General features: G+C 71.1%; 11 protein-coding genes. 4 read left to right on the top strand and 7 right to left on the bottom strand.

Annotated elements, in window-relative coordinates; genetic code table 11:
• Positions 1–174 precede the first annotated feature (174 nt).
• The gene (gene typA / locus ABD999_RS21540; protein ID WP_219543729.1) at positions 175–2,025 is read left to right on the top strand and encodes a translational GTPase TypA; all 1,851 of its coding nucleotides are present in this window, start codon (positions 175–177) and stop codon (positions 2,023–2,025) included.
• Between the two features lie 320 nt (positions 2,026–2,345).
• Complete coding sequence (locus ABD999_RS21535) at positions 2,346–4,871, top strand: hypothetical protein (RefSeq protein ID WP_271275420.1); 2,526 nt, start codon at positions 2,346–2,348, stop codon at positions 4,869–4,871.
• Here the strand turns inward: ABD999_RS21535 and ABD999_RS21530 are convergent, their stop codons facing one another.
• The 4 genes from ABD999_RS21530 to ABD999_RS21515 form a co-directional block, all read right to left on the bottom strand.
• A complete protein-coding gene (locus ABD999_RS21530; RefSeq protein WP_271275421.1) occupies positions 4,872–5,525 on the bottom strand; it encodes a DUF2461 domain-containing protein in 654 nt (217 codons plus the stop codon).
• Between the two features lie 30 nt (positions 5,526–5,555).
• Entirely contained in the window at positions 5,556–6,347 is a 792-nt protein-coding gene (locus ABD999_RS21525; RefSeq protein ID WP_271275422.1) for a polysaccharide deacetylase family protein, read from the bottom strand.
• Positions 6,348–6,377: 30 nt separating this feature from the next.
• Positions 6,378–6,683 (bottom strand): hypothetical protein, encoded by a 306-nt coding sequence (locus ABD999_RS21520; protein ID WP_148029533.1) that lies wholly within the window; start codon positions 6,681–6,683, stop codon positions 6,378–6,380.
• Between the two features lie 93 nt (positions 6,684–6,776).
• A complete protein-coding gene (locus ABD999_RS21515; protein WP_219543725.1) occupies positions 6,777–7,352 on the bottom strand; it encodes a helix-turn-helix domain-containing protein in 576 nt (191 codons plus the stop codon).
• Between the two features lie 92 nt (positions 7,353–7,444).
• On the opposite strand from ABD999_RS21515, the gene ABD999_RS21510 reads away from it, so the two are divergent.
• Positions 7,445–8,278, top strand: a complete 834-nt coding sequence (locus ABD999_RS21510) for a DMT family transporter (RefSeq protein ID WP_219543724.1) — start codon at positions 7,445–7,447, stop codon at positions 8,276–8,278.
• A 21-nt stretch (positions 8,279–8,299) separates the two neighbouring features.
• On the opposite strand, the gene ABD999_RS21505 is transcribed toward ABD999_RS21510, so the two are convergent.
• Positions 8,300–8,884 carry a sigma-70 family RNA polymerase sigma factor gene (locus ABD999_RS21505; protein WP_187280970.1) on the bottom strand — a complete coding sequence of 195 codons (585 nt, stop codon included), beginning with the start codon at positions 8,882–8,884 and terminating at the stop codon, positions 8,300–8,302.
• Between the two features lie 245 nt (positions 8,885–9,129).
• Between ABD999_RS21505 and ABD999_RS21500 the strand changes: the two genes are divergently transcribed.
• Complete coding sequence (locus ABD999_RS21500) at positions 9,130–10,203, top strand: PLP-dependent cysteine synthase family protein (protein ID WP_271275423.1); 1,074 nt, start codon at positions 9,130–9,132, stop codon at positions 10,201–10,203.
• Here ABD999_RS21500 and ABD999_RS21495 read toward each other — a convergent pair.
• Together ABD999_RS21495 and ftsY are read right to left on the bottom strand one after the other, a co-directional pair.
• Complete coding sequence (locus tag ABD999_RS21495; protein WP_271275424.1) at positions 10,200–11,792, bottom strand: tetratricopeptide repeat protein; 1,593 nt, start codon at positions 11,790–11,792, stop codon at positions 10,200–10,202. The genes ABD999_RS21500 and ABD999_RS21495 overlap by 4 nt on opposite strands.
• 368 nt (positions 11,793–12,160) lie before the next feature.
• Positions 12,161–13,330, bottom strand: a complete 1,170-nt coding sequence (gene ftsY, locus ABD999_RS21490; RefSeq protein ID WP_271275425.1) for a signal recognition particle-docking protein FtsY — start codon at positions 13,328–13,330, stop codon at positions 12,161–12,163.
• Positions 13,331–13,350 lie beyond the last annotated feature (20 nt).

Genomic DNA, 13,350 nt, shown 5'->3' with positions numbered 1-13,350 from the left:
TCACCATCTGTGGCGGGAGGATCACTCTGACGTCACAGTGTGGCACTTTCCCTAGGTCAGCACCTCAGGGAAGCGGCCTCTCCAGTCCGCGCGTGTCACCAGAGGGGATCAACTAGACTTATAAGGTCGCGAGATCGCGCGGCCGGCCCCATCAATACAGAGCGAGAACTCATCATGCCTTTGAACAGCCGCGACGACCTGAGGAACATCGCGATCATCGCGCACGTCGACCATGGCAAGACCACGCTCGTCGACGCCATGCTCTGGCAGTCCGGGGCGTTCCGCGCCAACCAGGACGTCGATGACCGGGTCATGGACTCCAACGACCTCGAGCGCGAGAAGGGCATCACCATTCTCGCCAAGAACACCGCGGTGCGCCACGGCGGCATGACCATCAACATCATCGACACCCCCGGACACGCCGACTTCGGCGGCGAGGTCGAGCGCGGCCTGTCCATGGTCGACGGCGTGGTGCTCCTGGTCGACGCCTCCGAGGGCCCGCTGCCGCAGACCCGCTTCGTGCTGCGCAAGGCGCTGTCGGCCAAGATGCCCGTCATCCTGTGCATCAACAAGGTCGACCGGCCCGACTCGCGCATCGCCGAGGTGGTCGACGAGGTCTACGAGCTGTTCATGGACCTCGACGCGACCGACGACCAGATCGACTTCCCGATCGTCTACGCCTCGGCGAAGGCGGGCCGCGCCTCGCTGGAGCGTCCCGGCGACGGCACCATGCCCGCGTCGGCCGACCTGGAGCCGCTGTTCGACATCATCAAGTCGACGATCCCGGCCCCGACCTACGACCCCAGCGCGCCGCTGCAGGCGCACGTCACCAACCTCGACGCCTCGTCCTACCTCGGCCGCATCGCGCTGTGCCGGATCCACCAGGGCCGGCTGACCAAAGGCCAGCAGGTCGCCTGGTGCCGCACCGACGGCAGCATCCAGCGGGTGAAGATCACCGAGCTGCTGATGACCGACGCGCTGGAGCGCAAGCCCGCCGAGGAGGCCGGCCCCGGCGACATCATCGCCATCTCCGGCATCCCCGACATCATGATCGGCGAGACGCTGGCCGACCCCGACGACCCGCGCCCGCTGCCGCTCATCACCGTCGACGAGCCCGCCATCTCGATGACGATCGGCACCAACACCTCGCCGCTGGTCGGCAAGGTCAAGGGCGCCAAGGTCACCGCCCGCATGGTGAAGGACCGCCTCGACAGGGAGCTGGTCGGCAACGTGTCGCTGCGCGTGCTGCCCACCGAGCGGCCCGACTCGTGGGAGGTGCAGGGCCGCGGCGAGCTGGCGCTGGCCATCCTGGTGGAGCAGATGCGCCGCGAGGGCTACGAGCTGACGGTCGGCAAGCCCCAGGTGGTCACCAAGGAGATCGACGGCAAGGTGCACGAGCCGGTGGAGCGGCTCACGGTCGACTGCCCTGAGGACTACCTCGGCGCCGTCACCCAGCTCCTGGCCGTGCGCAAGGGCCGCATGGAACACATGACCAACCACGGCACCGGCTGGATCCGGATGGAGTTCGTGGTGCCGGCCCGCGGGCTGATCGGCTTCCGCACCGAGTTCCTCACCGAGACCCGCGGCACCGGCCTGGTGCACCACGTGTTCGAGGCGTACGAGCCCTGGTTCGGGGAGCTGCGCACGCGCGGCAGCGGCTCGCTGGTGGCCGACCGCTCCGGGCCCGTCACCGCGTTCGCGATGCTCAACCTCCAGGAGCGCGGCGCCCTGTTCGTCTCGCCCGGCACCGAGGTCTACGAGGGCATGGTCGTCGGCGAGAACTCCCGTTCCGACGACATGGACGTCAACATCACCAAGGAGAAGAAGCTCACCAACATGCGCTCCTCCACCGCGGAGGAGACGGAGAAGGTGATCCCGCCGCGTGTGCTCTCGCTGGAGCAGGCGCTGGAATTCATCCGCGAGGACGAGTGCGTGGAGATCACTCCCGACGCGGTGCGCATCCGCAAGGTGATTCTCGACGCCGCCACGCGGGGCCGCGCCGCGGCCCGCGCCAAGCGCGCCTGACCGTCCTTACTCCGGGTCACCCCACCGTGTGGAGATTGTTTCTCCGGTACGGCGGAGTGGCCCGTAGTCACTTCTCCGGGCGGCGATTCGGGAATCCGGGAGCGGAGCACAGGTTCCCTGGTCGGAGGCTACGATGCGGAATCACGCATTTCCGCTTACCTCTCTAGTGAGGTGTGCCGTACCTGGAGAAGGGGAATTCAAGGGATTGGCGGGCTTTTACGCTCCGAAAATAGACAGAAGTTGTCAAGACCGGAGCAATGTAATCACACCGTTACCCCATCAGCGAGAACAATCGGCCGGGCGAGTGAATCATCCAGACTGTGGAGAGGCTCCGAGCTGTTGCCGGGTTCGGGCTGGCCGTCATATCGATGGGCGCCATCATCTGGTGCACCATGGCGGCGGAGCCCGTGCCTCCGGCTGCGGTCCCGCCCTCGATGCTGGAGGCCGACTCGTGGAACCTCCCCGCCACCCGCGCCGAGCCCGGCGTCGAGCGTGACCGCGAGGCGTTCACCGAGGTGACCATCGCCCCGGCGAGCGCCGCCGACCTGGCCGGCGTGCCCGAGGGTCGGCTGGACGAGCGCCGGCGTCAGGTGAAGGTGACGATCGTGCACCGGATGCTGATGGACTCCACCGACAGCCTGGCCGGCACGCTCCGGCAGGGGGCCGAGTTCCCGCGCGGCATGCGGCGCTTCACCGACGACGGGTTCGGCGCCGTCAAGGTCAACGGCACCGTGCTGGCCCCGGCCGCCCGGCTGCCGCCCCTGCTCACCACCGAGGACGGCCGCACCACCGTGCGCTTCACCGTGACGCTGCTGCGGCAGGTGCGTCCTGAAGAGCTCATGCGCGTCGACTTCAACGCCCCCACCGCCCGGCCGCTGCTGGTCGTCCACCGCAAGGTGACCCTGCGGCCCGGCGAGTGGACCGTGCTGCGGGCGGCCTCGATCGAGCCCGACCGGGAGGAGCGGCAGCGGCTGGAGTTCACCGTCGGCGTCTACCCCGTGAGCGTCACGCTCGCGCAGGGCTCCTACGGCTTCCCCGACGTGCGGGAGGAGGACGACTTCTCCTGGGCGACCGCGCTCGGCGCGCTCACCGCGGTCGTGCTGGCGGCGCTGCTGCTGCGCGCGCTCGGCGGCGAGTGGTGGCAGCGGACGGCCAACCGGGAGCTGGCCGCCGGGCTGGCCCTGGCCGTGCCGGTGGTGCTGCTGCCGGCCGTGGCGGAGGAGTTCACGCTGCCCGCGTACGTGATGCTGTTCGGCGGGCTGCCGCTGCTCGCGCTGCGCCACGCGGTCCAGGTGCTGCCGACCGGGCCGCAGTGGACGCCCCGTGACGCGCTCGGCGCGACCGGGGTGGGCGTCCTGCTGGCGGTCGGCATGCTGTCGTGGTCCTACCGCTACGGGCAGCTCCCCGGCGACACGCTGCTCACCGGGTCGGGTGTCGCCGCGGTCGCGGCCGCCGGGTCCGCGGTGGTGCTCAGCGCCGACCTCGGGGTGCGGATCGTGGTCGTGCGGCTGGCCGCCTTCGCGGCCGGCTCCGCGGTCGCGCTGCTGGCCCTGGCCCTGTGGGGCAAGGCGCTGGCCACCCAGGTCTACCCGCCCGACAGCGTCCGGCTGCTGCTGGCGTTCTGCTGGGCGCTGATCCCGGTGGCCGCCGTCGCCGTGGCCATCAAGCAGTGGACGCGCGGCGCGGCCGTGGTCGCCGTCGTGGTGAGCCTGATGGTGCAGGGCTGGCCGAGCGAGTGGCTCGACGCGGGCTCGTGGAGCCGCGAGGTGCCGGGCCAGGTCGTGCCCCACATCGGCGAGCTGGAGCTGACCCCGGCGGTGCGCGGGGTGATGGGACTGCTGCTGCTCGGGTTCCTGCTGCTGGTGCTCCGGCTCAGGCGGCTCGGCTCGGCCCTGGACGCGACGCGGAGCTCCGCCGCCGAGGCCACGATGATCATCTGCCTGATGGTCGCCTACCTGGCCCCGCAGGGCAGCGCCACGCTGGGCGACATCAACGTGCCGCTGCCGATGCTCTCGATCACCGCGCTCATCGCCTGGGTGACGGCACGCTGGCTGCTGACCCATCCGCACCCGTCGGTCGTCGAGCCGGGCGACCAGGAGGAGCACCGCGAGCTGATCAGGTCCGCGCTGCACCGGCGGCTGCTGCTGGCCTCCGAGCAGGAGCTCTACCGCGCCGGCCGGGGCCGCATCGGCACCGGCGAGCTGTCCATGGAGGAGTTCGGCAGGCAGCGCGACGGCCTCGACGCGGCGCTGCGCCGGCACGGCGGCCACCCCGAGACCGCCTTCGCCACCGCCGCGGGCTGCTCCCCCTGGCACAACGGCGTCTGCGGGTTCGTCGTCAGCCTGCTGCTGAGCCTGCCGTTCCTCATCGTGTTCGGGGTGCCCGCCGGGGCCGACCTGAGCAGCTTCGTGTTCGAGGCCCGCTCGGTGATCGCGCTGCCCGCGTTCGGCTTCCTGTTCGGCTACTTCTACCCGCGCGTCCGCGGCACCCAGCCGATGACGAAGGCGCTCCACCTGATGGCCGCCGCGCTGGCCACCGAGCTGTCCGGCTACCTGTCGGCCCTCGCGGAGCCCGACCTGGGCGCGATGGACAAGGTGCAGGTGGTGGCCATCATCGTGGGCAAGGTGGCGCTGGTCTCGATCGGGCTCGGCCTCTACTGGGAGTGGCGGATCATGCACCTGGCCGGCGAGCCGTGGGCCAGGGTGCGCAACGTCCGCAGCCTGCGCAGCCTCGCGACGCCGCTGCTGGCCATCGTGATCGCGGCGGTCACCACCGCCGCCACCTCGGCCGCGGGCCAGACCGTCGACCGCATCCTCAGGGGAGACGAGACCTCCCAGCAGCCCTGATCAGGGCCTGCGCGGCAGCTCGCTCCCCCGTACGTGCGCGCAGAGCCATTCGATGAGCGGCCGGAAGTCGCGCCAGCAGGCGCGCACCCGGTCGGCGGCCCGCGCGGTGTGCACCCACGGCTCCGGCTCGAACCGGCGGCTCGCGTAGAGCGACCTGTGGCGCAGCAGGTCGAGACGCGGATGGTCCTCCGGCACGCCGCGCGGCCGGGTCTTGAGCCGCTCGCCGCCGCGCTCGTAGCCGGCGGCATCGAGCGCGGCCACCACGGTCTCCAGCGGCTTGCCGGTCTCGTCGTGGTCGACGGCCGCGCGGAAGCGGGCCACCTGGTCGGGCGCCTGCGAGAACAGGCCGCCCGCGGCCTGGACGCCGGCCGCGCTGACCTCGGCGTAGAACCCGATGCCGGGCATCAGGTCGATGAAGACGCCCTGATGGGTCTTGTACGGCGACTTGTCCTTGGCGTAGCGGACGTCACGGTACGGGCGGAACAGCTTGGCGTCGCCGAACTCCTCGGCCAGCTCGTCGGCCAGGGCCAGCATCGGAGCCCGCACCGCGTCCTCGTACAGGTGCTTGTGGCGGGAGAAATAGGTCTTGGAGTTGTCCGCCTCAAGTCCCTCGTAGAACAGGAACGCCTCGTCCGGGATGCCGGTGAAACCCATGGCGCCCAGCCTGCCATGCCGGGCCCGCGGTCACGGCTTCGGCTCCGCCGCCAGGTAGCGCCGCCCCGGCTCCGGCGGCGTCTCGTAGAGCTCGCTCACCGTCACCAGCCGGTAGCCCTTGCGGGTGAGCGTCTCGATGATCCGCGGGACCGCGTCGACGGTGGTGCGGTGGATGTCGTGCAGCAGCACCACCGAGCCGGGCCTGGCCCGGACCGCGCGCTTGGCCACGACGGCGGGCACCCGGTCGCGCCAGTCGTGGGTGTCGACGTTCCACAGGATCTGCGCCAGCCCGCGCCGCCGGGACTCCTCGGCGACCGTGCGGTCGGTGGACCCGTACGGCGGCCGCATCAGGTGCATGCGCACCCCGGTCACCGAGCGCACCAGATCACCGGTGCGCTGGAGCTCCTGGGCGATCAGCCGGCGCGGCAGGGTGGTGAGCTCGGTGTGGGTCCAGGAGTGGTTGCCGAGCTCGTGCCCCTCGCCGGTGATACGGCGCAGGAGGGCGGCCCCGCCGGGAGCGGCCACCATCTGACCGACCACGAAGAACGTGGCCCGCGCGTCGTGCTCGCGCAGCACCTGGAGCAGCCGGGCGGTGTCGGCACCAGGCCCGTCGTCGAAGGTGAGTGCCACGCACCGGCCGCACTCCGTGGGGCGGGCGGGCCAGTCGCGCTGCATCGAGGTCAGCCGCCTGGCCAGCGCCTCCGGGTCGGCGGAGGCGGCGGGGCGCTCCGGCGCGGCAAGGGGCACCCGTGCGGGTGGCTGGGCCGCGCATCCCGTCACCGCCGCCAGCACCAAGACCGGCGCCACCCCCCACGCGCGCATGTTCCCCCCGGTGGCACGCCAACGGGGGCATCACGGATAGTCGCCGGCAGGCCGCCCCCGCGAGTCCCTGACCAGCTCTTCCCACCATGATGGGATATCAGCCTGCAACTCCTTGTAGCGACGCGCCACTCTTAGGGCACATCCGGCCGGATCGGTACCGAGATGGCGGCGTTTCACCGGGCCTTCCCGCCAACGGTAGAACCCGTCCCGGTAGCGCACGACGAGCCCGATCCAGACGGAGAGGGTCACACCGTCGCCGATCTCGTACGAGGTGGTCACGCCCAGGCCGTGCAGCTCCGCTCGGAGCTTCTCCGTCACCGCGCGGGACTCACTCACCCATTACCCCCTGCCGACGGTCCGTCGCACACGAAGAGGTGTACCCACCCACAGCTCACAGTCGTCAAGAAGTTTCACAGCCGGGAGTCGGCGTCAGTGGTCGGCCACCTCGCGCGGCTCCGCCACGACCATGATGAACCGCAGCTCGCCGTCGCCTTCGTTGGCGTAGCGATGCGCCCTGTCGGCGGTGAAGAGCACCGCGTCGTCGGTGCCGATCACGTGGCTCTTGCCGTAGACGGTCAGGGTCAGCTCGCCCCGCAGCACGGTCAGCATCTCCCTGGTGCCCGCCGGGTGCGGGTCGCCGTCGTGGTGTTCGCCGGGCGCCAGCCGCCAGTCCCACAGCTCCAGGATCATCGGCGAGTCCGCGCCGACCAGCAGCCTGGCCCGCACGTCGCCCTGGTCGAAGGTGACCGCGTCGGCCTTGCCGACGATGCGGACCACCGGGACGTCGCCGACCTCGACCAGCCGGGCGACGGTCACGCCCAGGGCGGAGGCGATCCGGGTGAGGGTCGACACGCTCGGGTTGGTCCTCCCCTGCTCGACCTGGACGAGCATGCCCCGGCTGACGCCTGACCGGGCGGCCAGCGCGTCCAGGGTGAGCCCGCGATGGGCCCGCTGGGCGCGCACGTTGCTGGCGATGGCCTGGGTGATCAGCTCGGTGTTCTCCACCCTTGTGCAGTGTAGTGGAAAGAGTTTGCACCACAGTGCACTCTGTGTGGTGTACTAGGAGTGCAATATATTGAACCAAGGGATGGTGAGACGTGATCGCGGTGATCCTCGCGACCGCCAGCGCGGTGGTCTACGGCACGGCCGACTTCTTCGGCGGCCTGGCCACCCGACGATCGCGGGTGCTCGCCGTGGTCGCGCTCTCCCAGCTGGCCGGGCTCGCGCTGATCCTGGCCCTGCTGCCCGCGCTGCCCGGCGCCTTCGACGGCCGGGCCGTGCTCTGGGGGCTCGGCGCCGGGCTGTCGGGCGCCGCCGGCCTGGTGCTGTTCTACCGGTCGCTGGCCACCGGCGTGATGTCCGTGGTGGCGCCGACCACCGCCGTGACCTCCGCGGCGCTGCCCGTCGGGTTCGGGCTCCTCCAGGGTGAGCGTCCCGAGGCCACGGCGCTGCTCGGGGTGGCGCTGGGGCTGGGCGCGGTGCTTCTCATCAGCCAGGACCGGTCCGGGAGCGCGAGCGGGTCGGCGAGTTCGGTGCTCACGGCGCTGGCCGCCGGCGCGGGGTTCGGCGGCTTCTTCATCCTGCTCGCCATGGCCTCGGCGGAGTCCGGGCTCTGGCCGCTGGCCGGCGCCCGGGTCTCGTCCATCAGTCTGGTGCTCCTGCTCGCGCTGGCCACCCGGCGGGCGCTGAAGCCGGCGTCCGGCTCGCTGGGCGTCATCGTCGCCGCGGGGGTCCTCGACATGGCCGCCAACGTGCTCTACCTGCTGGCCCAGCGGCAGGGCATGCTGAGCCTCGTGGCGGTGCTGGTCTCTCTCTACCCGGCCAGCACGCTGCTGCTGGCCAGGCGGGTGCTCGGCGAGCGGCTGCACGCGATCCAGCTCGCCGGCGTGGCATGCGCGCTGGGCGCGGTGGCGCTCATAGCCGTCGCGTAGCACGCGGGCGGCTCCGCGACCTCAGGCCGCGCTCGGCGCGGCCTCGCGGACCGCGCCCTCCTCCCGGGCGTACTCCTCCAGCATGCCGCGCAGCTGCCTGCGCCCCCGGTGCAGGCGGGACATCACGGTGCCGATGGGCGTGCCCATCCGCTCGGCGATCTCCTTGTAGGCGAACCCCTCGACGTCGGCGAGGTAGACCGCCACCCGGAAGTCCTCGGGTAGCGAGCGCAGCGCGTTCATCACCACGCTGTCGGGCAGCCGGTCGAGCGCCTCGGTCTCGGCCGAGCGCAGCCCGGTCGAGGTGTGGGACTCGGCGGCGTGCAGCTGCCAGTCCTCGATGTCCTCGGCGGCCGACAGCTTGGGCGAACGCTGCTTCTTGCGGTAGTCGTTGATGAAGTTGTTGGTGAGGATCCGGTGCAGCCAGGCCTTGAGGTTGGTGCCCTCGCGGAACTGGTGGTAGGACGTGAAGGCCTTGGCCACGGTCTCCTGCACCAGGTCCTCGGCATCGGCGGTGTTACGGGTCAGACGCATGGCGGACGCGAACAGCTGCGACGTCACGGGCACGACATCGCGCTCGAACCAGTCTTGACGCTGCTCTTCGGTCATCGTGATCAAATCATTCCCCCTTGCGCTATCCCCCGTTCGGCACCAGCCGACTGACAGCGGTTCCATCGTCGCAGGCCCCGCGTAAGGGCCGCGTTAGGGGTTCCGCGCTGGTCAGAGAGGTGAACAGTCCCTGCGCTCGCGGCGTGCGACATCACGTCCACGGCTGGACAAGTTTCATAATCATAACATCATCCGCTCAATTTCGTGGAAAATGTGGCGGGAATCACATGGGATAGCGTATGGGCATGGATTTCGTGGACCGCCACGCTCCGGCGACACGCCAATGGGTGGCCGAGGCCGTCCGCAAGGTGGAGGCCGACGCCAACCGGAGTTGTGATACGCACCTGCACGTGTTCCCGCTTCCCTCGGAGTGGGAGGTAAACCTCTACCTGAAAGACGAGTCGGTGCACCCCACCGGTTCACTCAAACACCGGCTCGCCCGGTCTCTTTTCCTGTACGGCCTGGCCAACGGGTGGATCGGCCCCACGACCACGATCGTGGAGGCGTCCAGCGGTTCGACCGCGGTGAGCGAGGCCTACTTCGCCCGGCTGCTCGGGCTGCCGTTCATCGCGGTCATGCCGGCCGCCACCTCGCCCGAGAAGATCCACCTGATCGAGTTCTACGGCGGCAAGTGCCACCTGGTCGGCGATCCGGGCGCGATCTACGAGGAGTCCCGCCGGCTCGCGGCCGAGACCGGCGGCCACTTCATGGACCAGTTCACCTACGCCGAACGGGCGACCGACTGGCGGGGCAACAACAACATCGCCGAGTCGATCTTCGACCAGATGCTCATGGAGCCGCACCCCGAACCCACCTGGATCGTGGTCGGCGCCGGCACCGGCGGCACCAGCGCGACGATCGGCCGCTTCATCCGCTACCGCCGCTACGCGACCCGCCTGGCCGTCGCCGACGTGGAGGGCTCGGCCTTCTACCCCGGCTGGGTCTCCGGCGATCCCGAGGTCACTGCCCCGGGGTCACGGATCGAGGGCATCGGCCGGCCGCGCGTCGAGCCGTCGTTCCTGCCGACGGTGATCGACCGCATGATCGCGGTGCCCGACGCCCGCTCGATCGCCGCCATGCACTGGGTGCGCGAGGTCACCGGCCGCGACGTGGGCGGCTCGACCGGCACCAACGTCGCCGCCTGCGTGGAGCTGATCAAGGAGATGCGCGGCGCCGGGGAGCGCGGCAGCATCGTCACGCTGATCTGCGACAGCGGCGACCGCTACCGCGGCACCTACGGCAACCCCGCCTGGCTGGCCGGCCAGGGCCTCGACATCGAGCCCCACCTCGCCGACCTGCGCGCCTTCCTGCCGTCCTAGGCGAGCTCGGCCAGGGCCTCGCCGATCTGGTCGTCCTCCGGAGCCAGAGCGGCGGCGTGCCGGAGGTCGGCGCGCGCCGCCTCCACGTCGCCGAGCGAGCGCAGCGCGTAGGCCCGGTTGAACCGCACCTCGGCCCCGTCCTCCAGTTCGACCGCCCTGGTCAGGTCGGCCACCGCCGCGTGCGCGTCGCCCTCCTCGAACGCCAGCGCCCCGCGCCCGGCCCAGGCCGCGGCCAGCTCCGGCGCCCGTTCCAGCGCCGAGTCGAACGCCTTGCGCGCGCCCACCAGGTTGCCCTGCGCCGTCTCGATCTGCCCCAGCACGCTGAGCAGGAACGGGTTGCCCGGATCCCGCTCGACGTCCGCCTTGGCCCGGTCGAACTCGTCCATGGCCACCAGCAGCCCGGCCCGGTTGACGTACGCGTCGGTGAAGCCGGGATCCAGCTCGACCGCGTGGTCCAGGTCGGCCAGCGCGCCCGCCAGGTCGCCGCGCCCGTACCGCACCTCCGAGCGGTTGTAGTACGGCTCGGGGAAGGGCGGCCCGGCCCGCATGGCGCTCTCGTAGTCGGCCTCCGCCTCGTCCAGCCGCCCCAGCCTGTATCGCAGGTTGCCCCGGTCCACGTAGTAGTCGGGATAGCCGGGATCGGCCGCGACGGCGGCGTCCAGATCGGCCAGCGCCGCCTCCGGGTCGCCGAGCACGGCCAGCAGCTGCGCCCGGTTGGCCCGCAGCACCAGCCGGTGGATCGGATGGCCCGGCGCGAGGTCGCGCTCGCCCAGGTCGATGGCCTCCTGGACGAGCCGCATCGCCTCGCCGGCGCGGCCCAGGCGGACCTGCACGAGCGCCTTGCCGTTCAGGTCGAAGCCCAGGTGGAACGCCCGCTCGCGCCGGTCGGGCAGCAACGAGGTGAGCGCGACGGCCTGGTTGATCCAGGCCAGCGCCTCCTCAGGGTCCCGCCTGCCGGGGTCGTGGTGCCTGACCAGCAGCATCGCGGTCGCGTACGCGGCGGTCGCGAGGTTCTTGGGGTCGGTGCTCGCCCGCCGGCCGCGGTCGAGCAGCTCGCGCGCCTCGTCCTCGCGGTCGAGCGCGGCCAGCGCGGTGGCGGCCCGGTGCGCGAGCGTCCACCACTGCGCGCCGCCTTCAGGCAGCGTGGGCAGCAGCGCCGCCCCGGCCTCGGCCATCGCGTGGTGGAAGCCCTCGTTGCGGTATCGGTCCAGCTCGGGCCCGAGCGCGTACGAGGGAGCCGGGTGCGAAGGCCCCGACGGCTCGCGGACGATCGCCAGGCCGGGCACCCGCCGTTCGAGCACGTCCAGCAGCTGGAGGTCGGTGGGGTCGGCATGCGCGGTGTTGGCGACCCGCAGCTCCATCGGCCCCGCGGCCGTCAGATGACCGCGGACGAACTCCGCCAGCCCGTTCGCCAGCCGCAGCGTGCGCAGCGGCGCGGGCACCAGGATGCGCTCACCCTGGGGCAGCCGGTCGGCCAGCGTCACCCGCCGGGCGGGCACCCGGTCGCGCAGCGCGGGCGCCACCGTCCTGATCTCGATGTCGTAGGCGGCGATCAGCTCGTCCCCCGCCTCGGGGACGAGCGCGTGCATGAGCGCGGCTCCGAAGGTGTAAGGGCCCCGGAGACCACGATGGGCGTCGAAAAAGATCCTTTTCAGAATCGTCGCTCCCCTGGCGAGCAGAAAACACCGCAATCACGGTCCGAAAAACCGGATCGCGAGAAAAAGCGGGAGCGGCGCCCCCGTCCGCTGGCGCCGCGCCCTCTGCCATGGAGGAGGTCAGGCGGCGTGCTTCGGCGTCGCCGCCCCGGCCAATTTGACGGTCCCCGGCTTATGGACCACGACCTTCTTCATGTTCGGCCTTTCCCGATCAATGACAGACAGATCGTCCAATATCAACACGGCTTCCGTCGGACGACAAGAGCTAACGTGAAAAGGATTATTTCCTAATTAGTGACCTTTTAGTCGCCAAGGATGGCCTCCACGAACACCTCGGGGTCGAACGGCGCCAGATCGTCCGGCCCCTCGCCCAGACCCACCAGCTTGACCGGGACGCCCAGCTCCCGCTGGACGGAGATCACGATGCCGCCCTTGGCCGTGCCGTCGAGCTTGGTCAGCGCGATGCCGGTGATGTTGACCACCTCGGCGAACACCTGGGCCTGGCGCATGCCGTTCTGGCCCGTGGTCGCGTCGAGGACGAGCAGCACCTCGTCGACGGTCGCCTTCTTCTCGATGACCCGCTTGACCTTGCCCAGCTCGTCCATCAGGCCGGTCTTGGTGTGGAGGCGGCCGGCCGTGTCGACGATCACCACGTCGGCCTTCTCCTCCATGCCCCTGGCGGTCGCGTCGAACGCCACCGAGGCCGGGTCGCCGCCCTCGGGGCCGCGCACCACGTCGGCCCCCACCCGGTCGCCCCAGGTCTGCAGCTGGTCGGCGGCCGCGGCGCGGAAGGTGTCGGCCGCGCCGAGCACGACCTTCTTGCCGTCGCCGACCAGCGAGCGGGCCAGCTTGCCGGTGGTCGTGGTCTTGCCGGTGCCGTTGACGCCCACGACCAGCACCACCGCCGGCCGCTCGCCGTGCTTGGCGATGTGGAGGCTACGGTCGAGGTCGGGGTTGATCTGGATGAGCAGCTGCTCGCGCAGCAGCTCGCGGACCTCCTGAGGGCTGCGGCTGCCGAGCACCTTGACCTTGGTGCGCAGCTCCTCGACCATGGCCTGGGTCGGCGCGACGCCGACGTCGGCCGTGATCAGCCGCTCCTCGATCTCGTCCCACACCTCGTCGTCGAGGCGGTCGCGGGACAGCAGCTCCAGCAGGCCGCGGCCGAGCGCGCTCTGCGACTTGGCCAGCCGGGAGCGCAGCCGCACCATCCGGCCGGCCGACGGCGGCGGCACCTCCAGCTCGGGCGCCTTGACCATCGGCTCGGCGGGCTTGGCCGGCGGCGGAATGGTCGTGGTCGCGCCTTCGGCCTCCTCCGCCGGGGGCCGCTTCTCCTCCTCCTCGGGAAGAGGCGGTGCCTCCGGGGGCGGCGGCGGGGCCGCCTTGCCTCCCGGCCGGAAGAGCAGGAACAGGCCACCTGCCGCGATGAGGGCGACAAGGACCACGATCACGATCACGCCGAGGTAACCATCCACAAGATGTCAGTTTTCCAGAT

Origin of the sequence: Nonomuraea ferruginea, from assembly GCF_039540635.1 — a bacterium.
GTDB lineage: Bacteria > Actinomycetota > Actinomycetes > Streptosporangiales > Streptosporangiaceae > Nonomuraea > Nonomuraea ferruginea.
Note: the sequence above shows the minus strand (reverse complement) of the source record. Positions and strands in the feature narration are given on the sequence as shown.